Origin of the sequence: Mesorhizobium sp. XAP4 (assembly GCF_029269325.1) — a bacterium.
GTDB classification, from domain to species: Bacteria; Pseudomonadota; Alphaproteobacteria; order Rhizobiales; family Rhizobiaceae; genus Mesorhizobium; species Mesorhizobium ciceri.
Window position 1 is genome coordinate 1,449,646 of the sequence record NZ_JARIXW010000001.1, and the last position, 23,210, is coordinate 1,472,855.

19 protein-coding genes, 1 tRNA gene and 1 pseudogene are annotated in these 23,210 nt (G+C 61.3%); 10 read left to right on the top strand and 11 right to left on the bottom strand.

Features of this window, described 5'->3' with window-relative positions:
• Positions 1 to 92: 92 nt before the first annotated feature.
• A complete protein-coding gene (locus P3C39_RS07340) occupies positions 93 to 1,802 on the bottom strand; it encodes an HAD family hydrolase (protein WP_013531566.1) in 1,710 nt (569 codons plus the stop codon).
• A 236-nt stretch (positions 1,803 to 2,038) separates the two neighbouring features.
• On the opposite strand from P3C39_RS07340, the gene P3C39_RS07345 reads away from it, so the two are divergent.
• A complete protein-coding gene (locus tag P3C39_RS07345; protein ID WP_013531567.1) occupies positions 2,039 to 2,545 on the top strand; it encodes a ferritin-like domain-containing protein in 507 nt (168 codons plus the stop codon).
• A 59-nt stretch (positions 2,546 to 2,604) separates the two neighbouring features.
• Here P3C39_RS07345 and P3C39_RS07350 read toward each other — a convergent pair whose 3' ends face one another.
• From P3C39_RS07350 to P3C39_RS07360, 3 genes are all read right to left on the bottom strand, one after another.
• On the bottom strand, positions 2,605 to 2,754 hold the full coding sequence (locus P3C39_RS07350) for a hypothetical protein (RefSeq protein WP_013531568.1): 150 nt from the start codon (positions 2,752 to 2,754) through the stop codon (positions 2,605 to 2,607).
• A gap of 40 nt (positions 2,755 to 2,794) precedes the next feature.
• On the bottom strand, positions 2,795 to 3,766 hold the full coding sequence (locus P3C39_RS07355; RefSeq protein ID WP_024505521.1) for an SDR family oxidoreductase: 972 nt from the start codon (positions 3,764 to 3,766) through the stop codon (positions 2,795 to 2,797).
• A 312-nt stretch (positions 3,767 to 4,078) separates the two neighbouring features.
• Entirely contained in the window at positions 4,079 to 4,774 is a 696-nt protein-coding gene (locus tag P3C39_RS07360) for a TetR/AcrR family transcriptional regulator C-terminal domain-containing protein (RefSeq protein ID WP_275953013.1), read from the bottom strand.
• Positions 4,775 to 4,966: 192 nt separating this feature from the next.
• Here P3C39_RS07360 and P3C39_RS07365 point away from each other — a divergent pair, with 192 nt between their 5' ends.
• Together P3C39_RS07365 and P3C39_RS07370 are read left to right on the top strand one after the other, a co-directional pair.
• Positions 4,967 to 5,449: a RidA family protein gene (locus tag P3C39_RS07365; RefSeq protein WP_027161647.1), complete on the top strand. Its 483-nt coding sequence runs from the start codon at positions 4,967 to 4,969 to the stop codon at positions 5,447 to 5,449.
• A gap of 301 nt (positions 5,450 to 5,750) precedes the next feature.
• Positions 5,751 to 6,512, top strand: coding sequence for a GNAT family N-acetyltransferase (locus tag P3C39_RS07370; protein ID WP_013531572.1), 762 nt, complete (start codon positions 5,751 to 5,753; stop codon positions 6,510 to 6,512).
• Between the two features lie 4 nt (positions 6,513 to 6,516).
• Here P3C39_RS07370 and P3C39_RS07375 read toward each other — a convergent pair whose 3' ends face one another.
• From P3C39_RS07375 to P3C39_RS07405, 7 genes are all read right to left on the bottom strand, one after another.
• Positions 6,517 to 7,344 carry an MBL fold metallo-hydrolase gene (locus P3C39_RS07375; RefSeq protein WP_275953014.1) on the bottom strand — a complete coding sequence of 276 codons (828 nt, stop codon included), beginning with the start codon at positions 7,342 to 7,344 and terminating at the stop codon, positions 6,517 to 6,519.
• A gap of 3 nt (positions 7,345 to 7,347) precedes the next feature.
• On the bottom strand, positions 7,348 to 8,142 hold the full coding sequence (locus tag P3C39_RS07380; protein ID WP_063168015.1) for a TatD family hydrolase: 795 nt from the start codon (positions 8,140 to 8,142) through the stop codon (positions 7,348 to 7,350).
• A complete protein-coding gene (gene metG, locus P3C39_RS07385) occupies positions 8,142 to 9,692 on the bottom strand; it encodes a methionine--tRNA ligase (protein ID WP_063168014.1) in 1,551 nt (516 codons plus the stop codon). The genes P3C39_RS07380 and metG overlap by 1 nt, the downstream gene beginning before the upstream one ends.
• A 90-nt stretch (positions 9,693 to 9,782) precedes the next feature.
• Positions 9,783 to 10,838: a DNA polymerase III subunit delta' gene (locus P3C39_RS07390; protein ID WP_027161642.1), complete on the bottom strand. Its 1,056-nt coding sequence runs from the start codon at positions 10,836 to 10,838 to the stop codon at positions 9,783 to 9,785.
• A complete protein-coding gene (tmk, locus tag P3C39_RS07395; RefSeq protein ID WP_063170241.1) occupies positions 10,835 to 11,509 on the bottom strand; it encodes a dTMP kinase in 675 nt (224 codons plus the stop codon). Before tmk ends, P3C39_RS07390 begins: the two co-directional genes overlap by 4 nt.
• Positions 11,510 to 11,649: 140 nt before the next feature.
• Positions 11,650 to 12,816 carry a D-alanyl-D-alanine carboxypeptidase family protein gene (locus tag P3C39_RS07400; RefSeq protein ID WP_275953015.1) on the bottom strand — a complete coding sequence of 389 codons (1,167 nt, stop codon included), beginning with the start codon at positions 12,814 to 12,816 and terminating at the stop codon, positions 11,650 to 11,652.
• A gap of 103 nt (positions 12,817 to 12,919) precedes the next feature.
• Positions 12,920 to 14,152 (bottom strand): septal ring lytic transglycosylase RlpA family protein, encoded by a 1,233-nt coding sequence (locus P3C39_RS07405; protein WP_275953016.1) that lies wholly within the window; start codon positions 14,150 to 14,152, stop codon positions 12,920 to 12,922.
• 377 nt (positions 14,153 to 14,529) lie between these two features.
• Here P3C39_RS07405 and P3C39_RS07410 point away from each other — a divergent pair, with 377 nt between their 5' ends.
• The 7 genes and pseudogenes from P3C39_RS07410 (at position 14,530) to P3C39_RS07440 (ending at position 23,068) form a co-directional block, all read left to right on the top strand.
• A complete protein-coding gene (locus P3C39_RS07410) occupies positions 14,530 to 14,865 on the top strand; it encodes a hypothetical protein (RefSeq protein ID WP_013531580.1) in 336 nt (111 codons plus the stop codon).
• A gap of 474 nt (positions 14,866 to 15,339) precedes the next feature.
• Positions 15,340 to 15,429, top strand: a tRNA-Ser gene (locus P3C39_RS07415).
• A gap of 217 nt (positions 15,430 to 15,646) precedes the next feature.
• The gene (locus P3C39_RS07420) at positions 15,647 to 16,771 is read left to right on the top strand and encodes a helix-turn-helix transcriptional regulator (RefSeq protein WP_127369403.1); all 1,125 of its coding nucleotides are present in this window, start codon (positions 15,647 to 15,649) and stop codon (positions 16,769 to 16,771) included.
• A 227-nt stretch (positions 16,772 to 16,998) separates the two neighbouring features.
• Positions 16,999 to 20,829, top strand: a complete 3,831-nt coding sequence (locus P3C39_RS07425) for an autotransporter domain-containing protein (protein WP_275953017.1) — start codon at positions 16,999 to 17,001, stop codon at positions 20,827 to 20,829.
• Positions 20,830 to 21,006: 177 nt separating this feature from the next.
• The gene (locus P3C39_RS07430; protein ID WP_024503269.1) at positions 21,007 to 21,804 is read left to right on the top strand and encodes a sterol desaturase family protein; all 798 of its coding nucleotides are present in this window, start codon (positions 21,007 to 21,009) and stop codon (positions 21,802 to 21,804) included.
• Positions 21,805 to 21,906: 102 nt separating this feature from the next.
• Positions 21,907 to 22,604 (top strand): annotated as a pseudogene (locus tag P3C39_RS07435) (DUF2161 domain-containing phosphodiesterase).
• Positions 22,605 to 22,660: 56 nt separating this feature from the next.
• The gene (locus P3C39_RS07440; protein WP_032808257.1) at positions 22,661 to 23,068 is read left to right on the top strand and encodes a DUF930 domain-containing protein; all 408 of its coding nucleotides are present in this window, start codon (positions 22,661 to 22,663) and stop codon (positions 23,066 to 23,068) included.
• Positions 23,069 to 23,210: the final 142 nt, after the last annotated feature.

Sequence of the window (23,210 nt, forward strand, 5' to 3'; positions counted from 1 at the left end):
CGACATCGTCGTTGAAATTGTTGCGGTGGCGGCGTTGCCTGACTGAAGAATTTCGCATGCAGCGCTGGCTTGATTGACTTGGCTCTCGCGTGTCACTCCGGGGCTGTGGCGGGAGCCGTGTAACGGCGGCGCACGGCATCAAGCACCCGCTTGCGGCTCTCCTCCGCCGACAGGGTCTTGTCCTCTTCCGCCTGGGCGGTTTCGCGCGCCAGGTCCTTGTCCCTGATCTGATGTCGAAACCATTTGGAATAGTCGCCGGTGCGCAAATGAAACTCCCAGGTCTTGTCATCTATGCCCTCGGCGATCTGAGCGAAGATCATCAGATTGTGAGCCCTGAGATTCATCGCATTCTCAGGGCCATGGAAATAGAAGCTGCCGGCTTCGTCGAGCTGGCCTTCGGCATATTTCCGGCTGTGCCGCTTGAGTGACTGACGTGGTTCGACCACTTTGACCGTCTTGACTTTTTTGCCTGCCTGCGGCCGCCAGAACAGCACGCGCGCACCTTTCGGGCTGGGGATGACTTTCGGCGGCTCAATGCCGGTTTCACGGCAGAAGACCTTCACGACGTCCTTTGCCTTGGGGCCAAGCGCAATGATGGCTGTCACCAGGCGCAAGGCGTCTGTCGAGATCGCCTCGGGGTGAACGGTGATCAGGATTGTGCCAGGCAATTCCAATGACAGAACCGCCCGCGTATCGTCGCGCCGCTTGGGCAGAAGATGATGCGCTTCATCGATCACGAGCCAGTGCGGTCTCGCGGTGCGCCGGCGGAAACTGCTGAGGCCAGGCAGCAGGTCGGCAAAGAAATCCGGCCTCTCGTCGACCCGCAGGGCCAGTCCATTGACGACTATGTTGCTGTCGGCCTTGGCGATCAGATCCAGCACTTGCGCCTTTGTCGGCGCGCTTGAGCCGTCTCCCAGGCGAACGGCGCCTTCGAGGCCATCATAGTCGCCTTCGGGATCGAAGACACAAAACTGAAAGCCGCTTTCGACGAAGCGCTCGGTCAGCGCGGTGGCCAAGGTGGATTTACCGATACCGGAACTCCCGGCAATGAGGATCGTGTCGCTCGGCGACAGGTAGGTATCGTCGCCGCCAGATGATCCAAGAACGATGCCGTCATGGCGCTTCGGCACTATCGCGTGATCACGCTTTATCAGCTTTGCGATCAGTTGCTCCACGCCTTTGCCTCGGGCGCCACGCATGACCAGGTTGGCTGTATCCTTGACCGCCGGAATTGCATTGTCGACGGCGACGCTGCAGCCACAGGCTTGCAGGAACGCATGATCGTTCTCGGCGTCGCCGACGCCGACGACGTTGTGCGGCGAAAGTCGAAGGTCCTGAAGGGCCGCGGCGAGCCCGGTGGCTTTGTTGATGCCGCTCGGCAGGATCATCACCGCGCCCTTGTTGAAGATGATTTCCAGTTCGAGACCCATCTTCTTGATGACCTCAAGCACGGTCGCTTGATGCGGTTCCCAGGTCGCGACGATCGATCGTCCGACCGAAAGCGGCTTGACGCCCTGCCTCTTCAACCTGGCGACGAATTTGGGCTCGGGCGGCGGGGCGATCACCCGCTCTTCCTCGCTGGCCGGCGTGTAGATCATCGCGCCATTCTCAGCGACGACCTTGTCGAAGAGGCTAAGCTCGGGAAAGACGCCCTTGAGATCGGGCAGTTCACGCCCGGTGACGAGAACCAGCTTGCGGCCGCTTTTCTTGAACCGCTCAAGCGCAGTGAGCGTTTTCTTGGCGACGACCCCATCATGAGCCAGCGTGCCGTCATAGTCAGTCGCCAATGCAATGAAATACATTCCGCCAACCCTTCTCGGTTCCGATTGCTCTGCGGCTAGAACGTGTGATCGAGACAAAGGCTCCCCACCGACCGGATCGCAGGTCTTGGAGAAGGGGGAACGGGTCCGCCCTCGGAAATCAGGAACTCCTTCGGTGCCGGCACGTTGACCAGACAAGCCGGGAACCGTCCCGGTCTTTGTTGGCGGCGCAAACCCCGTCGCCGAAATCCACACCAAGCGCAATGAAAGGTAAGGCCATGGGCTTCTTTTCGAAGGACATCAAGACACTCGACGATCTCTTCGTGCACACGCTGCGCGACATCTATTACGCCGAAAAGCAGATCGAGAAAGCGCTGCCGAAGATGATCGACAAGGCAACCGACCCGCAATTGAAAGCCGGATTTGAAAAACACCTCGATCAGACGAGAGGCCATGTCGAGCGCGTCGAACAGGTGTTTGAGTTGCATGGCGTCAAGGCCAAGGAGGTCAACTGTCCGGCAATCGACGGCATTCTCGAGGAGGCCGACGATGTGAGCGGTGACGTCGATGACAAGGAGGTTCTCGACGCGGCGCTGATTGCTTCGGCGCAGGCCGTCGAACACTACGAGATGACGCGCTACGGCACGCTCATCGCCTGGGCCAAGCAGCTTGGCCGCACCGACTGCGCCAATGTGCTGGCCAAGAATCTCAAGGAAGAACAGGCGACAGATCGCAAGCTAACCGAAATGGCGGAAAGCAAGATCAACCTGCAGGCAGCCGAATAAGGCTGCAATCCGGCCGGCTGGTAACTCGGCCGGCCGGATTGCCGGTAGGTTCCATCCCGTCAGCGAGACGGGTCGACGCCCAGTGCCGCTGATTGCTTGCGCAGCGCCTCACCGTCATCCTGCGGCACATGCCGAGCAGACCCTGCGGTTTCCGTGTAGATGCGATACGCTACACAAGCGAACGCCACCATGAAAAGCAGACGGCCCATCCATCCTACTCCTTCGTTGCGGATTTCGGTTCGGCCATCCTCAGTACCCTCCGACGACGGGCAAGATCTCGCCGGTGATGTAGCTCGAGCAATGCGGCGAAGCGAGGAACACATAGGCCGGCGCGAGCTCTTCCGGTTGCGCTGGTCGTTTCATTGGCGTGTCGGCGCCGAATTTCGAGACGTCGTCAGCTTCCTTGTCCGACGGATTGAGCGGCGTCCACACCGGACCCGGTGCTACCGCATTCACCCTTATGCCCTTGCCAATGAGATTGCCCGACAGGGCCCGCGTGAAAGCATGAATGCCGCCCTTGGTCATCGAATAGTCGACCAGCTGTTTTGAACCGTCGATACCGGTTACCGAACCGGTGTTGATGATCGCCGAACCGGGTTTCATGTGCGGCACCGCTTCCTGCGCCATATGAAAATAGCCGTAAAGATTGGTCTTCAACGTCGTGTCGAAATGTTCTTCGGTGAGCTCGCCGAAGTCGCTGGAATGGATCTGGAACGCAGCATTGTTGACCAGCACGTCGATGCGGCCGAATTTTTCAACGGTCTCCATGACCGCCTTGTGGCAGTGGCTGCGTTCGCTGACATCGGCCTTGACCAGGAGGCAGCGTCGTCCCTCCTTTTCCACCGCGGATTTGGTCTCTTCAGCGTCTTTGTCCTCGGCCAGATAGACGATCGCGACGTCGGCGCCCTCGCGGGCGAACAACACCGCCACCGAGCGGCCGATGCCCGAATCGCCGCCCGTGATGAGCGCTACCTTTTGGTTGAGTTTTTTCGATCCGAGATAGTAAGGCGCATCGTACAGCGGCGCCGGCTCTATGGCCCATTCATGTCCCGGTTTGGGCTGATGTTGCTCAGGGAAGGGGGGCTCGGGATATTCGCGGGCGCCAGCCTGCATGGCGCCTTGAAGCTTCCCATCGCCTTTCGATTTGTCCTTGGCATCGATGCCACGTTGGATATGGCGCTGCTTGGCCGCTTCACCGGCTATTTCCGACTTCATCTGCATGATCGTCTCCTTGGCTTGGAGAGAAAACAACGCATGTCGGCCAAAAAGGTTTGCGCAAAAGATCGACTGCAGAGAGGATTCCAACCAGCGGTTGGCAATGCGTGGCGACGACATCGCCAACTGCAACAATTCAGCTGCAATGCAGCCGCACCAGCCACCGCCGCGATGGGATCGAGCATCTGGGGCTTGCCCGCTGCCTGCGCCGCCTTGGCGGCGAGCCAAACGTGATGATGTGGACTGGGAAGCTCTTGCGTCAAACTGGCATGCGCAAAGCAGCGCCATCCGGTCTGCTCCGGGCGGAGCGCCGGAATTCTATCTTGGCGAGAGGCCGTCGAGCAGGAAGTCGAGGCCTCTTCGGAAGGCGCCATCCCAATCGTTGTCCAACAGCAGACGAGAGCGTTCGATTGTCGGGTAGTGTTCGCTGAGAGGTGTAAGACGCTGCTGTGCGGCTGCCCTGTCTTCTTCCGAGAGATCGAAGCTTGCCCGGGTGAGGGTGGCGCCCATCACATAGTTCCAGAGCGACCATATCGCGGCGTTCAGATCCGCGTCCGCAACACCGGCTCTGGACAAGGTCTTGCTCAGCATTTCCAGGCGACCGAGAATGTTCCGGCCGAGCGCCCGGCGCGGCAACAGCGATGCCGACCAAGGATGACGCAACATTCTGGCGCGCCAGTCTTCGAGCATATGAACGACGTCTCCGCGCCAGTCCGGAGACTCACCTGTTTCAGGCGATCCGCGATGTTCGAGCACCGAATCGACTGCTAGATCAAAGACATCCTCCTTGTTGTCGACGTGCCAATATAGACTCATCACACCCGAGCCGAGGCGATCGGCCAGCCGACGCATTGTCAATCCGTCTATGCCCTGGGCGTCCAGCAGTTCCACCGCGGTCGCCACGATACGCTCTCGAGACAGCGGCGGCTCGCTGCTCGCTTGCTGCACGGGCTGGAGCGACACGCTTATCAGTTGATCCCCTTTGCTCCGGGCGCCGCTGCGTTTGGCTATCATCCGTCGTCCTCGCTTTTTCAGAACATCGATTTTGACCGGCAACGCGACAAATGTCGATCTTGAACGATTGACTCGTACGACGTACCATACGATGACTCGTACATCGCACGATTCACGTAGCGATTAGGTTAAAGTTCAATCTGCAGGCGCCAGGGTAGGTTGCTCGCAGGCTGCGGAGCCAAGCGAAAAACCATGTCACGCGCAATCAAGCATCTGCTTATCGGAGGGCTAATCATCATGACCATTGCAGTCCCCACTGCGTCGCCGGCGAACGAGTTCAAGCTGACTATTGTCAATCCGCAGGCGCTCTACGACCCGTCGCCGAATGGCTACAGCACCGCCGTAATCGCACCGCTCGGAGCTCGGATCGCCTACATCTCCGGGCAGGGCGGCCAAGACAGCACAGGAACCTTGTCACCGGATTTCGCCGTCCAGGTGAAGCAGGCCTACGCAAATTTGCATGCTGCGCTTGAGGGCATCGGCGCCAAGCCGGATCAGGTGGCGAAGCTCACGGTCTTCGTGGTCGACCACGACATGTCCAAGCTCGAGGTGTTGACCAGGAACGTTAAGGACATGTTCGGCGAGGCGCTGCCGGCGCAGACTCTGGTTCCCGTTCCCAAGCTTGCAATCGATCCCATGCTTTTCGAGGTGGAGGCCACCGTTATTCTGGAATAGTCGCTCCGATTGACCCGATCGTTCGAACAAAGAGTCGAGCGCGCTGCCGACGGCTGCGCGCTCACAATATCGAGCGGATGTTTCCAAGCCTCACGTGTTTCCAGGCTGAAGCCTCCAAGGGAACTGGAAAGTGAAGTCGGGGACCGCCGCATCCATGCCGCTCGCCGTATCCAAAAGTCGCATAAGATAGATTATGGAACTAATGCATGGGCCAAGAGCTGTAAATTGTCGCTGATTCTCATAGGCTTGAGCCGATTGTGGCGTATTGCCTTGAGCGGATCGCCAACGCTAGGCTGTCGAAATGAAGATGGCAAACAGCGAGATCGAAGCGGCAATCGAAGTGTTCGTGCATGGCTTCAGCGCTGACAGGAGCCGCACCTTTCCTTACGAGGCCAGCCGGGTTGGACCATTGTGGCTGATGCGCGATGCCGAACGCAAGAATCCTCGCGATTACCGCGGCGAAGAATGGGTCGTCCATGACGTCGCCGCTCAAGAGACCGATGCCGTCGTGCGGCAGCATGCACGGCCGGGCTTTGCCATTTCCGTTGTGATCGCGAACGACGATCCAGACGGGCCGACACGAACCGCCTACAAAGCTCTCGGCTACCGGCTGCTGCGGACCGAAGGCTTTTTCGTCCACCGATTGCACCGGATTCCGAACCCGCCATCGGTTGCTTCGGTCGAACGCGTGCAGACGGCCGAACGGGCGGCACAGTTGGGAAAGATCATCCGCAGGCAGCCGATCCCAGACGATTTGCTCGGCGACACCGCGCCGTTCCGCCAGTATGTGGCAATCGACGGCGCCGACATCGTTGGGCGCGTTCGCAGCCTGGATGCCGTGGGAGCCACCTGGTGTTCGAGCATGTATGTCGAGCCGTCGCACCGGCGTCGCGGCATTGGTCAGGCTTTGATATCGAAAATGTTGCACGACGATCGCGCGCGCGGGTCAAGGTACTCGGTGCTGGCAGCAACCCATGCCGGGGCGCTGCTTTATCCCCGGATGGGCTACGAGCGGATCGGAACGCTGCTGATATTTGCACCAAGGAGCCGAAAGCCCTCATGAAGCTCTATTCGCATCGTGCTGATTCATAAGGGATTTCTATAACCATGCCGTCATAGGCGGGTTCGACATTGGCTGGTGTCTCGGCCATCACCGAGACGTAGTCGAGCGGCACGTGCATATGTGTCAGCACCGCATGTATCGGCGCCAGCCGCTGGATCCATTCAAGCGCTTCGCCAAGTGACAGATGACTTGGATGCGTCCGGTACTGCAGCGCGTCGATGATCAGCACGTCGAGGTCGCCCAGTCGTTCGGCGGTGGGTTCCGGAAAGTCGCTGATGTCGGGGCAATAGGCGAGACCGCCAATGCGGAAACCGAGCGATACGATGTCGCCGTGGATCTGCGGCAGCGGCTCGAGGGTGAGGGTACCCCCCTCTCCTTCGACGACCACCGGCCTGGCGTGGTCGATGAGATGCGGCCTGACGATCGGCGGATAGGAACTGCCTTGCGGCGTCTCGAAACAGTATCCGAACGCTTCCCGCAGCCGAAGCATCGTCGCCCTGTCGGCATGGACGTCGATGAGCTGGCGCTGATCGAGGACGAAACCGCGCAGATCGTCGATGCCATGGATATGGTCGGCATGCGGGTGGGTATAGACGACCGCATCGACACGTTTAACGCCGGCCAGCAACATCTGCTGCCGAAAATCCGGCCCCGTGTCGATGACGACAGTCGTTCGGCTGCCGTTCGCCGCGATCCGCTCGACGAGCGCGGCGGCACGGGTGCGCCGGTTCCTGGGGTTGTCGGGGTCGCAATTGCCCCAATCGCCGGTGATGCGCGGCGTACCTGGGGACGAGCCGCAGCCGAGAATGGTGAGGCGCAGCCGGTCAGTCATCGTTCAGGCACTTTGCTCTGCAGGCCGCGGCATCTTGCCGAACAGCCGGAAGAAATTATCTGTGGTCAGATCGGCGATTTCAGCTTCGCTTACCCCGATCGTTTCGGCCAGCACCTTGGCGGTATGGGCGACATAGGCGGGCTCGTTGCGTTTGCCGCGAAACGGCACGGGCGCCAGATAGGGCGCATCGGTTTCGACCAGCAATCGGGCATGCGGGACATCGGCGGCAATGGCACGCAACTCAGCTGAATTCTTGAAGGTCAGGATGCCCGAGAACGACACGTAGCCACCGAGAGCGACGCCCACCTCGGCAAGCCGGCGCCCGGAAGAAAAGCAATGCAGGATGAAGGGGAAGGCGCCCTTCCCTGTTTCGTCCTCGAGAATATCAGCCATGTCGGCATCGGCATCGCGCGAATGGATGACCAGCGGCAGCCCCGTTTCACGGGCGGCGGCGATGTGATTGCGAAAGCCTTGCGCCTGTGCATCGCGTGGCGCCTTGTCGTAAAAATAGTCGAGACCGGCCTCGCCGATGGCCACTACTTTTGGGTGCGCGGATAGCCGCACAAGCTCCTCGACCGTGATATCCAGTTCTTCGGCCGCATTGTGCGGATGAGTGCCGACAGAGCAATAGATTTCGTCGAAAGTTTCAGCGATCTCAAGTACTTGCGGAAACCGCTTCACGCGTGTCGAGATCGTCACCATACGGCCAATTCCGGCGGCTAAAGCGCGGGCGACGATGGCCGCCCGCTCCTCGGCGAAATCTGGAAAATCCAGATGGCAGTGGCTGTCGACGAGCATCAGATGTTCGCGTCCGGCTGTTCGACGTAACGCGGAAACACGCCTTCCGGCACCGGCAACGCAGTGCCGGGCACAAGCGCGTGATCCGCGTGGACATGCACGAAATCGCGGCTCTCCGCCGGCACCGCCAGCAGGTCGAGCAGTTTCGCGGCCGAGCCCGGAGTGAAGGGCTGACACAGCACCGCCACGCGGCGCACGACTTCGGCGGTCGTCCACAGCACCGTTTCCATGCGCGCCGGGTTGGTCTTCTTCAGCGCCCATGGTGCCTCGCCGGCGAAGTAGCGATCGGCTTCCGCCACCACGCCGAAGATAGCTGCCAGCGCCAGATGGATGCCCTGCTCGGCGACCGCCTTGCGCGCGGTGTCGAGCGCGGCGGCGGCCTGATCCAGGATCGCTCTGTCTGCATCCGTCAGCTCGCCGCGCTGCGGCACCACGCCGCCGCAGTTCTTGGCGATCATCGACAGCGAGCGCTGCGCCAGGTTGCCGAGGCCGTTGGCAAGATCGGCATTGGTGCGGTTGACGATCGCGTCATGGCTGTAGCTGCCATCGTTCCCGAACGGCACCTCGCGCAGGAAGAAGTAGCGCACCTGGTCGAGACCGTAGTGCTCGACCATCGCGAATGGATCGACGACGTTGCCAACAGATTTCGACATCTTCTCGCCGCGGTTGAACAGGAAGCCATGCGCGAAAACGCGCTTTGGCAACTCGATGCCCGCCGACATCAGAAATGCCGGCCAATAGACCGCATGGAAGCGGACAATGTCCTTGCCGATGATGTGCGTGGCCGGCCAATAGTGCCATTGCTCGGCCTTTGTGTCGGGATAGCCGGCGGCGGTGATGTAGTTGGTCAAGGCGTCGACCCAGACATACATCACATGCTTGTCGTCGCCTGGCACCGGCACGCCCCATTTGAAGGTCGTGCGCGAGATCGACAGATCCTTCAGCCCCGACTTGACGAAGCTGAGCACCTCGTTGCGGCGCTCGGTCGGACCGACAAAGTCGGGCTGGCTCTCATAAAGCGCCAGCAATTTGTCCTGATAGGCGGAAAGCCGGAAGAAATAGCTTTCTTCCTCGTTCCATTCGACCGGCGACCCAAGCGGTTCGCGGCGCACGCCGTCGTCGCCGAGCGTCGTCTCGCTCTCGTCGAAATAGGCTTCCTGGCGCACCGAATACCAGCCGCTATAGCGGTCGAGATAGATGTCGCCATTGGCGGCCATCGCTTTCCAGATCGCCTGACAGGATTCGTAGTGGCGCGGTTCGGTCGTGCGAATGTATTGGTCATTCGAGCCGCCCATCGCCTCGGTCATTGCGCGGAAAATCGCCGAATTGCGGTCGGCCAGCGCCAGTGGCGTTATGCCTTCCTTCTCGGCCGTTTGCTGCATCTTCAGGCCATGCTCGTCGGTGCCGGTCAGGAAGAAGACGTCCTTGCCGTCCAGGCGCTGGAAGCGTGCCAGGGCGTCGGTTGCAATGACCGTATAGGCGTGGCCGATATGCGGCTTGCCGTTCGGATAGAAGATCGGGGTGGTGATGTAGAATTTGTCGCGTGACATGAATGAACCGTCATGAATGTCTGAATGGAAAGGCGCGGCGGTGGATATCGTATCGAGGCAGCATTTGCCATCCCGATCCAGGAAACCCAGTCACATTCGCATTGCAGAATTCAGGCGGTCGATCATGATCAAGGCGTGCTGCTTCTTATCGAGATTGTAAGTATCGGTCTCAGATATAGCGTCCAGCGCCTCATGCCAAGTGTCCGACAGCGTTTTGGCTCGTGCGAGATCGCCAGCCAGTGCTGCCTGACTTGCCGCGTCCGACAACAGGTCTAGCGCCCGGCGGTTGAAGATATCGAACTGGATCGCCTGATCGCGGCCGGCCACGGCTTCGGCGAGGCGGAACGCGCCGCCGACATCGCTCTTTCTCCCGGTGACCAGAGCGTCGAGCGTCGAAGCGATCTCCAGCCCGCCATACTGCGTCAAGAGGATCGCGTTGCGGGCGCTGCCCCCTGCCCGCTCGGCCAGTGCCGCGCGCGCCGCCGGATCCTCAGGCGGCGCCGGCTCGGTCGTTTCCAGCACCGTCATCAGGTCGTCGGCGTCGAGCGGGGTCAATCGCACCACCTGACAGCGCGACCGGATCGTGGGCAGCAGGCTGCCCGGCGCGTGGACAATCAGGATGAACAGCGTCCGTGCCGGCGGCTCTTCAAGATTTTTCAGCAAGGCATTGGCGGCATTGGTGTTCATGTCGTCGGCGGGGTCGACGATGACGACCCGGTAGCTGCCGTCATGCGAGGTCAGCGACAGGAAGCGGCTGACCTTGCGGATCTCATCGACGGTGACGACCGTCTTGAAACTCTTGGTCTTGTCGTTCAGCGGCCGGGTCAGATGCAGCACGGAAGGATGCGCCCCGGTGGCGATCTGGCGAAACAGCGACGACGCCGGATCGGGAGCGGCAAGGCTTTCCGGCGCCTGCGCGAAATCCGGGTGCTTCAGCAGATGATGCGCAAGGTGGAAGGCGAGCGTCGCCTTGCCGATGCCGACTGGCCCGGAAAAGATCAGCGCATGCGGCAGCTTGCCGGCGCGATAGGCGGCGGTGAGCACGCCTGCAGCCTGGCCGTGCCCGACCAGAAGGGGCGTTTCGGAGGGCTCCGGCACGCCGTCGAGCGTGTCGTGCTGCTCGGGTGCGATGCGCTCGAAGATCATGCCGGCGTCGCCTGCCTGTCGCGTGCCGGCGCTCTCGCCGCCAGCGCCGCGAACACTGCCGCGGTGACGACGTTCTCAACCGCGTCGGGCTCGGCGGCTGCGTCGACGACGATGCAGCGCTCCGGCTCGGCCTTGGCGATCGCCAGAAACGCCTCGCGGCGGGCCTGGTGGATCGCCAGCGTCTCCTTTTCGAAACGGTCGGCGACTGCCTCGGCGCCGCGCCGCAGCGTTGCGCGCCTCAGGCCTTCCGCTGGGTCGATGTCGAAGATCAGCGTCATGTCCGGCATCATGCCGTTGATGGCGACCTGTTCCAGCGCATCCATGAACGCCGGATCGATGCCGCCGGTGACGCCCTGATAGACGCGTGAGGAATCGAGGAAGCGGTCGCAAAGCACGATGGAGCCACGCTCGACCGCCGGCCGGATCACCTGCTCGACATGATCGGACCGCGCGGCGGCGAAAAGCAGCGCTTCCATCTTCGGCCCGAACGGTTCGGCTGCGCCCGACAGCAGCACATGCCTGACCGCTTCGGCGCCCGGCGAGCCGCCGGGTTCGCGGGTAAGCAGCACGTCGTATTTCTTGGCGCGCATCTTCCTGGCCAGCCGCTCGATCTGCGTCGACTTGCCTGCCCCCTCGCCGCCTTCGAAGGTGATGAAAAAACCGCGTGCCAACCGAGAGGCCTTCTTGTCCATGGCTGAATGGGATTGTAGCGCTCTAGATAGTCCGCGTTGGGCCAAACGTCCATGCCGTCGATTTTTTGCCCTTATGCATGTCGTTCCCCAAAACCATGGCTGGTTTTGAGCGACATGCGTTAGCGCAGCCAGCCGATCGCCAGTTCCTTGACTGCATCGAGCGCGCGCTGCGGCAGCGTGCCGACGCCGATCGATTCGGCTGCGAAAAGCGGCGTCTCCTGGCTCAGCGTATCGCCGATCCAGACGCGCAGCGCACCCACCGGCTGCCCCTCCTCCACCGGTGCTGCAACCGGGCCGTCATAGACGATCCTGGCCGTCAGCTTGTCGCGGTTGGTGATCGGCAGGAAGATGTCGATCGGTCCCTTTGCCTTCAGCGTCACCCCGGATTTGGCGCCGCCGAAAACCTGGGCTTCTCCAACCACCTCGTCCCTGGCGAAAATTTCGGTCTTCTCGAAGGAGCGGACACCCCAGTCGAGCAGCTTTCGCGCTTCCTCGGCGCGCTCCTTGTCCGAGGCCAGCCCGCTCATCGCCGCGATCACGCGGGTACCATTGTGGCTGAGCGAACCGACGATGCCGAAGCCGGCTGCCTCGCTCGCCCCGACCGCCAGGCCGTCGGCGCCGATGTCCATCGCCAGCAGCGGATTGCGGTTCCTCTGTGAGATCTTGTTCCAGGTGAAATCCTTTTGGGCATAATAGCGATAGAAATCCGGATAATCGCGCCACAGGTGCAGGGCGAGCTGCGCCAGTTCGCGCACGGTCGTCTGCTGGCCATCTGCCGGCAGGCCGGTCGAATTGACGAAAGTCGACGTCTTGAGGCCGATCTGGCGGGCGCGTTCGGTCATCTGCGCGGCAAAATTGTCTTCGGATCCCGACATGCCTTCGGCGATGACGATGCAGCCGTCATTGGCCGCCTGCACGATCACGCCCTGAATCAGGTCTTCGAGCCGGATCGACGACTTGAGCTTGGCGAACATCGTCGATGTTCCCGAAGGCGCGCCACCCTTGCGCCAGGCGTTCTCGCTGACCACGAACGTATCGTCGAGCTTCAGGCGGCCGGATTTGATGGCGTTGAAAACCACTTCCATGGTCATCAGCTTGGCCATCGAGGCCGGCGGTATCGGCTTGTCGGCCTCCTTGGAAAACAGCACCGTCCCGGTCTCGGCATCGATCATGAAGGCCTGCGCGGCCTTGGTCTCGAACAGCTGTGCACCGGCCGGAGCCTGGAAAAACAGCAGCAAGCCAAAAACCAGAAGCCCGGCGAGAGGCGGGAGCAAGCGAAATTGCATGATGTTCGACCCGTTGGCCGGCACCGCCGGCAAGCCCGCGAAAAGTATCAGGCTTTTTGCGCGGCGGATCAACCGCGCAGCGGAAATCCCACCAGGCTTGCGCTCAGTTGCGCACAGCCAGCGCATCGGGCGCGCCATGCGACCAGGCAGCCTGCAGCAAATCATCGAGATTGCGGTGGCCATCGGGATAGAGATTGACCGAATACCAATCCTCGCCATCGAGTTCCGAACGCTGGATCTCGATCTTGCCGTATGCGGCAAGCTGAGCGGCAACACGCTTGGCCTCCGCTGCATCCTCGAACGAACCAGCCGCGACGTAGTCAGTGGACGGACCGGCTGTTGGCGGCTGCCGTTTCCATGATTGGAGCATATCGGCCGGCGACATGCCGTCGCCACCCATCGCGGCGAAGGCATTTGAGGCGCGTTCGACCCGCTCGTCGGCATAGGACAGCGAGGCCACGGCAAACGGCGATTGCGGCGGCAGATTGATCTGCGGACGCTCCGGCACGATCGGGCCGAAATCCGGAAGCGCCAGATCGCCATAGGCCGACGACTGCGTCGACATGATCGGCTGGACAGAACCGGAATCGGTCAACTGGCCCGGAAACGGCACGGCAGCAATGCCGGCAGGCAGGCTTGGCGACGGCCCGTTCATGGCGACCATGACGCCGGTCGGCAGTCCATCCGACGGGTCTGGCGCCCTGTTGCCGGGATGATAGGAGGCCATCAGATACTGGTCGTCATCGCCGTCGAGCGGCGCGCGGCCGACATATTCGACCTTTACCTGAGCGGTGCCGGTGTTGGCATAGTCAAGCATCTGGGCAGCGCGCTCCGATACGTCGATGATGCGGCCTTCGTGATATGGGCCGCGATCGTTGACGCGAACGATGACCGAACTGCCGGTCTTGAGATTGGTGACGCGGGCATAGCTTGGCAGCGGCATGGTCGGGTGCGCCGCCGTCAGATGGGTCATGTCATAGACTTCGCCATTGGCGGTAAGCCGGCCATGGAAGGCGTCGCCATACCAGGAGGCGAGGCCGACCTTGGCGTAACGCTTGTCTTCCTTCGGGTAATACCACTTGCCGCGGACCTGATAGGGTTTGCCAAGCTGATCCCTGCCGCCGCCACGTTGGATGCGCCCGTTCCGGGAGATCACACGCGGGCTTGCCTTCACGCCATATTCGGATTCGGCGAAATATTCCTTGGAGCGGGTCTTCTTGTTGACCATCGCTTTCGGCTCAGGCTGCGACGCGCAGGCGGCCAGCAAGGCAGCCGACATGGCGAACAACGCGACGGTAGCAGCGCGACGAAGACGCGGTGGCGTCACAGCCTGCATTTTCCTGATGTCCCCTTCAGTCTCAACTCAAGGCGTCGCGTTCAACCACCAGAGGAGCCAAAACACTCACCCGACAATACCAACGACGCTTAAAACCCCGATCCTTTGTGCGCAGGAATTGCTTATCACGGTATTAACCGATTGTGGCCGCAACCGGGCAAGATTGTGGCGTCTCCACCGTAAGAGCTCTCTGAAAAGTAACGGTTTTCGTGCTTCCACGCGAGAGATGTGATGCCCTCTGCCACAGAAAGCCTGGCTTCGCTCCTGCCCGCCGTGTCTGCCGGTTGACCGGGCTTTGTCGGGCAGCGGACCGACCGCCGGAACAAAGAAATGCGCCGCTAGTTTCATCCGCAGGGCACTCGAACAGAAGGACGAGCATGATGAAAATGACTTCATTGATGGTCGCGATCGCGATGTCGCTTTCTGCCGGGTCTGCGATCGCCGCATGTCCGGACAAGTCAGCTTCGAACACCGGGACCGATGCCGGACAGACCGCCGGTATTTCGAAAGATGGAACCCACGCGCCTTTAGAGACTCCGAAGGCCATGGGCAACGCGAACAAGCCAGCCGCCAAGGATGGCACCACGATGCCATTGGCGGGCGCTGAAGGCGGGGGCGACAAAAACCTTGCAACCTCGCAGCAGGATATCGAGGCGCAGCAGCACGGTGATAAGGCCGCGGCGGCAAAGGCGGACGAAAATTGCAAAGACTGAGGACCGTACAGGCCGGAGCCGATTTGCAGCTTCGGCCTTCCTCACCAGTAGCTGTTCCCTTGGCGAAAGTTAAATTCTGCGGGATACCGCAGCTGTCCCAAGAGGCTGACCCGTAGGGATTCCCTCCGCCCAATTCCGAGGATGGCTTGGTCGGTAGGTCGCGCCCTCGGTTGGGCCTGCACGAAAGCCCTCCAGCGTCAGGCTTCTTGTGTTCGCGCGCAAACCTGTACATCGCCAGTCGGCGGGCTCCTTCTTCATCATGCACCAATGGGATAGCGAGTTCCGGTGCTCGATTCCGAAAAACTCAGAGCCTGCCAGGACAGCAGGAACCGACACAGTGGTGGTTGACGCAGCCCTCAATGCCGCTTTACAGGAATGAGGCGTGAACCAGCCGGGAGCGCCTTCGGTGCCAATCCGGTGCCACAGGCCAAACGAGTTGGCCCCGCGCTGCCCAAATGGTTGAAAAACCACGATGGAGGAATGGCCGAGCGGTTTAAGGCACCGGTCTTGAAAACCGGCGTGGGTGCAAGCTCACCGTGGGTTCGAATCCCACTTCCTCCGCCATTCGATCGAGAAGGGCATACAGAGCATACAGAACTGAGTACGCCGATTTCCGCCTCCGTGGAGGTAAGGGCGAAGCGTCAAACATCATGTCTGCTTTCTCCTGACCTTGGGCGTCAGCACTGGTAACCCCCCTGCTCATTCGACGTTCTATCCCTTGCATCGACCGCAATCAGAGGTATGCTAACACTTCATTCTGGTTGTATATTTCGCAAGGCTTATGGGATATTCGATCTCTCACGAGCGCCTGTCGGTAGTGATCGGTCGCATATATGAGGCCGCCTACGATCAATCGATTTGGCTTGACGTGGTCCTTCAGTTGCAAGCCATGTTTCATGGCTCCAGAGCCTGTTTCTCGGGCATCGACTGGGCCAATGTCGAGGATAGCTTTTGCGTCTCACCGAGCCGCGACCCCTATTGGGACAGGATTTTCCTTGACCATTTCGCGACCAACGAACTCTTTGCGCCGCGTGTGGCCGCGCCGCTTGGCCGGGTTTTTAGCGACACCCAGTTGATTGGGCGGCACCGTATTGAACGCACCTCCGTCTGGAACGAATGGATGATGCCGCAGGACATGTATGACGGCATGTTCTGCAATCTGCGCGCGTCGGAAAAGAACTACTGGTTTTTCGACGTGCAGCGAGGCCGAGGGCAGCCGGCGTTCGACGCCGATGATCGTGCGATGCTCGCCCTGATCACACCTCATCTGGAGCGCGCTGCGGGTTTGGGCCGACATTTCGAGGCGCGGCCTGTGCTCCAATCGCTGCTCGGCCACCTGCCCTTCGCCGGCTTTGTCGTCGATCCGCGCCTGCGCATCCTTGACATGAATGACGCCGCGCAAAGACTTCTGGTACAGCCGATCACTCTGCTGACGGCGAACGGTGGCCATCTGGCCACCTCCGATTCCACGCAAACCCAAATGCTGCAACGTGCGGTCGCACGAGTCTGCCGGGTGGACGAGAGCGAGTTTCCCAATTCGGCTGCCGATTTGATCTTGCGGTCGGAGCGCGGCGACCAACTGGTATTGTCGATTGGATTGTTGCCCGACGGCGAGATGTTCGGCCTGTCGGCTGGACCTTGCGCGGTGGTGCTGGCGCGCGAATCACGTTTGGCCCTGTCGACGAGCTTAGCCGATCAACTGCGAAAAACCTTTGGGCTGACAGGGAAAGAAGCTTCCGTCGCGCTCGCGCTCGCAAGCGGATTGTCCTTGAAGGAAATAGCGATCAGGGAAAACATGGCCTACGGCACCGCACGCGTTCATCTGGACAAGATTTTTCGCAAGACAGATACGCAGAGGCAGAGTCAGCTCATTGCGCTGCTGAATGCATTTCGTCTTCTGCCCTAACAAGCTGCAATAGCACATTAAGGTTCTTCGAGTGCAGGGCGTTGCGACTGTGGCGAGCCAGCGACAGTGCGCCACTCTTTGGCCGGTCTATGGCATTTGATATATATATCGCCCACCCATCATCCGTTATTGCGAATCTGAAGCACTGATTTGCTCGAAACATTGCTTTGCTTGGGCTGTTCTGATGACGGCAGATTGCATTTATTGGACGATGGGGCGGGCCTATCATGAGACTCTACGGTTTTTCGGCAGACAAAGCCTACCCACTCGTTTCCTTGCGCGCGCAACTCCTCTCGCAGGCCAGTCGCTCGGCACTGCGTTTCGCAATCGGCATGGCCGGTTTCGCCGGCTCGGCTGTTTTCTTTTCCCCGCAGGCGCAGGCGGCATGTACGGTCACTCTGGGAACTGATGTGCAGTGCGGCACCACCTCCACGGTCAATGCCGTCAATCCGGCTGCTCCTCCCAACGACCGGGGCTATTCATTTTCTTCACCGTTTACGGCCCACCTCGCGATCGATGCCGGGGCGACGGTCAGCGGATTTGGCCTCGCGATCGAGAATACCGGCAATGGCGCCGTCATGGTCGTCAACAACGGCACGATCACTGTCGATGCGGGCAACACGCCAACGGCCGGCGGGACCGCGGCACTCAATATCGATGCCGCCTCCAACCTGATCACGTACACAGGCAGCGGCGCGATCACCAATAACGGCAGTGGCGATGCCTTCGCAATAAAGCAGAATGGCCTGGGCTCGATCGATGTCGATGCCACCGGCGATATCACGGCGGCTGCCGGCTCAGGCATTGTGGTGCGTAACACGGCGGCGAGTGGCTCCATCGATGTCACCACGGGCGCGGTGACGGCGCTGGCTGCTGGCATGTTCGGTATCGACGTCCAGTCGTCTTCGACGGCAGGCAATCTCACGATCGTGGCGAACGGCGATGTGAAGGCGGGCAATACCGGTATCTTGGGTCGAGTTTCCTCCACAGGAACTGGCAACATCGATATCACGGCGAACGGCGCCATCGACGCAGGCAACGGCATTATCGCGCAGAACTTGGGCAACGGCTCGACGACGGTGAAGGCGATGGGACCGGTCACCGCGACAATGGCGTCGGGCCTTGGCGTCTTCGCTCAGGGCCGGGGCGATGTCTCGATAACAACGGGTGCGGTGACCTCGACGGGCGGTCAGGCGGTCTATGCAATAGGGACCGGCACAGGCACAGGCACAATCGATGTGACGACCAACGGCAATGTCTCGGGCACTGGAGGCATCCTCGCAGGTAACTCCGGCACGGGCATGATCAGCGTGATCGCCAATGGTGAGGTGACCGGCACATCCTTTGACGGCATCGTCGCGAACGGTGGTGGCGCGGTGGACGTGCAGGTCGCCGGCACGGTGATGGGCGCGCGTTCCGGCCTGACCTTGATTGGTGGCGGCGGCGGGACGGGCAACATCTCGGTGACGGGCGCGGGCGGCTTCGTCGGCGGCAGCGACGATGCGGTGAACATTCAGAACAATGGTTCGGGCACGGTCACGGTCGATATCTCGGGCGCCAGCAACTCGACGGCGGGCTCAGGCATCGTGGTGGGCGACACAGCAACAGGCGGCAGCATCGCCGTCACGACGGGCGCGGTGACGGCGCTGGCTGCCGGCAGGATCGGCATCGACGTTGAGACGCTGTCGGCGACGGCCAATGTGACGATCGTGGCGAACGGTGATGTGAAGGCGGGCGGCCCCGGTATCTTCGCTGGCCTTTCCTCGGGAAGCGGCAACGTCGATGTCACGGCGAACGGCGCGATCGACGCGAGCAGCGGGATTGTCGCAGGGACTGTCGGTACAGGTTCGGTGACCGTGAAGGCGGTTGGTCCGATCACCGCGACGACTGGCCGAGGTATCGACGCTGAAAGCTCGGCCGGCAATGTCGCGGTGATAACGGGTGCTGTGAACGCAACTGCGGCTACGGCGATCTTCGCGCTCCAGGACAATCCGGTGGGCGCTGGCACGATCAATGTGACGACGAATGGCAATGTCTCGGGTACGACAGGTATCCAGGCAACCAATCTTGGCACGGGCGCGATCACGGTGATCGCCAATGGCGCGGTGACCGGAACGTCGGCCGAGGGCATCGTCGCGACGGGCAACGGCGTAGTGGATGTGCAAGTCGCCGGCACGGTGACGGGCGCGACGCGTGGCCTGACTTTGACTGGTGGGACGGGCGCCATCAACGTCGCCTCGTCGGGCGCGATCCGTAGTCTTTCCGGACTGTCCAGCGATGCGGCGATCGAGACCAATGCCGCGACGATGGCGCTCACAAACGCCGGTTCGATCGTCGGTACAGCGCAGTTTGCCGGCGGCGCGACACTGTTCGCCAACGACGGGAACTGGAACGGCGCCGGTGGAACCAGTGATTTCGGCGGTGGCGCCAGCAGGCTGGTCAACGACGGGACCGCCGTCGGTGGAAACTCCGCCGGCGTCGCGGAGACGACGCAATGGACCAATCTGTTTCAGTTCACCAATCAAGGCACCTTGACAATGGCCGACGCTGGCGCCGGCGATGTGATCCGGCAAACCGGCGGCAATGCCGCTTTCGCGACTGGCAGCATCATGGCGATCGATATCAACACGGCCGGCCAGGCCGACAGGTTCAGCACCTCCGGCACCGCGACGATCACTGGCGCGACGCTGACCGTGAACGCCGCGGGCGGCATTGCGGTGCCGGGCACCCGCTATACGGTGTTGACCGCCGATGCCGGGCTGACCGGGCAGTTCGCTGCCTTGACTGGAGTTGTCAACACCGCCTTCCTCAGGCTTGTCGATACCTATGACACCAACAACGCCTATCTCGACATCCTGAAATACCGCAACTTCACCGACGCAGCCTTGACCCGCAATCAGATCGCAACCGCTGGGGGGCTCGAGAGCCTGCCGACATCCGGATCCCTGTACAACGTCATCCTCAACCTCGCGACCGACGTGCAGGCACGTGATGCCTTCGACCAGCTCTCGGGCGAGGTGTATCCCTCGGCGCAGACTTCCCTCATCGAAGATAGCCGTCTTCTGCGCGACGCGGCGACGAACCGCATCCGGGCCGCTTTCGGTATCGTCGGTGCATCGGCCGCTCCGGTCATGGCCTACGCCGATCAGACCTATGGCGGTGCTGCGGGCGCCTATGTCTCGCTCGATCCCAATACGACCGCTGCAGTGGCGTCGGACACCGATCGCTTCGCCCTCTGGAGTCAGGGCTTTGGTTCATGGGGCCATACTGGCAGCGACGGCAATGCTGCCCGCGTTGACCGCTCGACTGGCGGTTTCCTGGCTGGCGGTGACGCCGCCATTTTCGACACCTGGCGATTGGGTATCATGGCGGGATACAGCCGCACCAACCTCGATGTGAAAGACCGCGCCTCGTCGGGCTCGAGCGACAACTATCATCTCGGCCTCTATGGCGGCACCACTTGGGATGTTGGGGGCGGCACGCTCGGCTTGCGCACCGGTACATCCTATACTTGGCACGACATCGCGACGAGCCGCTCCGTCACTTTCCCCGGTTTCAATGACAGCCTCAAGGCAGATTATCGCGCCGGAACGGCGCAGGTGTTCGGCGAACTGGGCTATGGTATCCATGCTGGAAATTTAGGCTTTGAGCCCTTCGCCAATCTCGCCTATGTGAACCTCCGGACTGACGGCTTCACCGAGACAGGCGGCGCGGCGACGCTGACAAGCGCTTCGGCAATCACCGATGCGACCTTCACCACGCTCGGCCTACATGCCTCAGGCGAGTTCACCGTCGGCGAGATGGCGGCGACGGTTCGCGGCACGCTCGGCTGGCGCCATGCCTTCGGCGAGACCGTACCGCTGTCGCGCTTCGCATTCGCCGGCGGCGCATCATTCACCGTCGCGGGCGTGCCGATCGCCAAGGACGGGCTGATACTCGATGTCGGGTTCGACATCGCCATCGCACACAATGCCACGCTCGGCCTCACCTATGGGGGACAATTCGGCAGTCGCGCCGCAGACCAGAGCGTGAAAGCCAATCTCGCGGTCAGGTTCTAGTTGGGGGATGGGCCACACGCCGCAGGACGAGCCCGCATTCGCGTCTCCTCGTCCGCCCGCGTTCCATTCACAATCCGCGTTTGCCGCCGCCACTTGCGCAAAAGGTAGAGCCTTTAGCCTTTGGAAAGGGAGATGTGGTTCCTCTCAGAGGCGCGGACTGCGCGCTGAGGCGAATCGATGGATATCTTTGGCATCAAGGCACTTCTGATCTGCGCCCTGATCTTCATTCCGTTTGAACATCTGTTTGCCGAGCGGCCGCAGAAGATCTTTCGCAAGGGCTTCGCTGTCGATCTGATTTATCTGCTGTTCAACGGCTTCATCATAAAGCTGGCCATCGTCATGATGGCGGCAGGCGCGCTCGGTGCCGCTGCACTCCTGGTCCCGCAAGCGATAACGCATGCCGTCAGCGGCCAGCCCGTCTGGCTGCAGGTTGCCGAAATCATCGTGATCACCGATGTCGGCGTCTACTGGACACATCGGGCCTTTCACAAAATCCCGGCGCTTTGGAAGTTCCATGCCGTTCACCACGGCATTGAAGAACTCGACTGGCTCGGGGCCTTCCACAATCATCCCGTCGACGCCATCGTCACAAAGGCAATATCGCTGACGCCGATCTTTTTCCTCGGCTTCTCGGAAGCGTCGATCGCCGTCTTTTCGACTCTCTACCTTGGACATACGCTGCTTGTGCATTCAAACGTGCGGATTCCGTTCGGCCCCTTGAAGTGGCTGATCGCCAGCCCGCAGTTCCATCGCTGGCACCATGCCAACCAGCGCGAAGCCTATGACAAGAACTTCGCCGGGCAGTTGCCTTTCCTTGACGTGCTGTTCGGCACCTACAATCCCACCGGTGACAAGGTGCCGGAGAAGTACGGCGTCGACGATCCGATCCCTTCCACCTATTTCGGCCAGATCGGCTATCCGCTCCTGCGCCGCAGGAAGCTGCCGAACCGGGCGGTGCCGAACGCCGAAGCCTGACGGCTGGCCCGGCGTTGCGGTATCCACACCGGTCCCCTTTCGAGCCGCAGGACGCCGAACCACCGGAAGGCTTTTCGCCTCGAATCGGCTAAACCTTGTGCCATGAACGAGATCTCACTCTATGCGCCGGTGAAGCGGTTCCTCGAAAGCCTCGACTTTGTCGTCAAAGGCGAGATCGACGGCTGCGATGTTGTTGCGTTGCGCGAGGGGGAGCCGCCGGTTGTCGTCATCTGCGAGTTGAAGCTGCAGTTCAATCTCGAACTGGTGCTGCAAGGTGTCGATCGTGCGGCGGCCTGCGACGAGGTGTGGCTGGCCGCGCGCATGTCGGCTCGCGGCAAGGGACGCGAAAGCGATGCCAGGTTCCGCAATCTCTGCCGCCGGCTTGGCTTCGGCTTGCTTGGCGTGACCGCGACGGACCGGGTCGAGGTGCTTCTCAGCCCGATCGCGCTGGCGCCGCGCAAAAATGCCCGCCGGCGCTCCCGCCTGGTCGATGAGCACCAGCGCCGTCGCGGCGATCCCGTTGCCGGAGGAGGATCGCGCAATCCGATCATGACCGCCTATCGCCAAAGCGCCCTCGCCTGCGCTGCCGCCATGGTGGATGGCCCCAGGCGGCCGCGAGATCTGAAGGCGGTGACGCCGATCGCGCCCAAGATCCTGCAGCACAATGTCTATGGCTGGTTCGCGCGCGTCGACCGCGGCCTGTACGATCTTACCGATGCCGGCCGTGCCTCTTTGGTCCGTTGGCCGCAGGCACGCACGACGAATCCCGACACGCAATTTTGAACGCAGCAGCCATATGATTGAAGATTCCCGCAGCGTCCGAGGCGGTCCGCTCGGTTGATTTCTCCGACAAAATATGTTGCTTGTCCCGCCCATGAAGAAGCTCTGCATGACCGCCTTGGCGTCAGTGACACTGAGTTTTCCAGCCAGCGCAATGGACAATGCATTGCGCGCCGGACTGATGAAACTCGATCCCCAAACTCGCCTTGAACAGCGTTGCGACGCCGAAGTGCTCGACCGCATCACCCATGACGATCGCAAGTTCAAAGCCGATCGCGTCGTCGCCTACGCCTTTGCCACGCCCGAGATGGGCGCCGATGCAATCAAGAGCCCGGGTGCTGCGTTTCGCAGCAAGGGGCAGTGGTATAGGCTGAAATTCAAGTGCCAGACCGGGCCGGACCATATGGAAGTCTTGCAACTCCGCTACCGGATCGGCGACGAGATTCCGGAAGCCGACTGGGCAAAGTATAATCTCTACGATTGATTGGCGATCGGCCATGGTTTTGCCTGGCTGTCGGCGAGTGCCGCGAGCATTGGATCTGGCTTCACGTAACGATGCTTCGGTGATGGCGCCACGCGTGATCCCTTGACGCCAAGGGACCACCAAGTTAGGGCCTCTGGGTAAT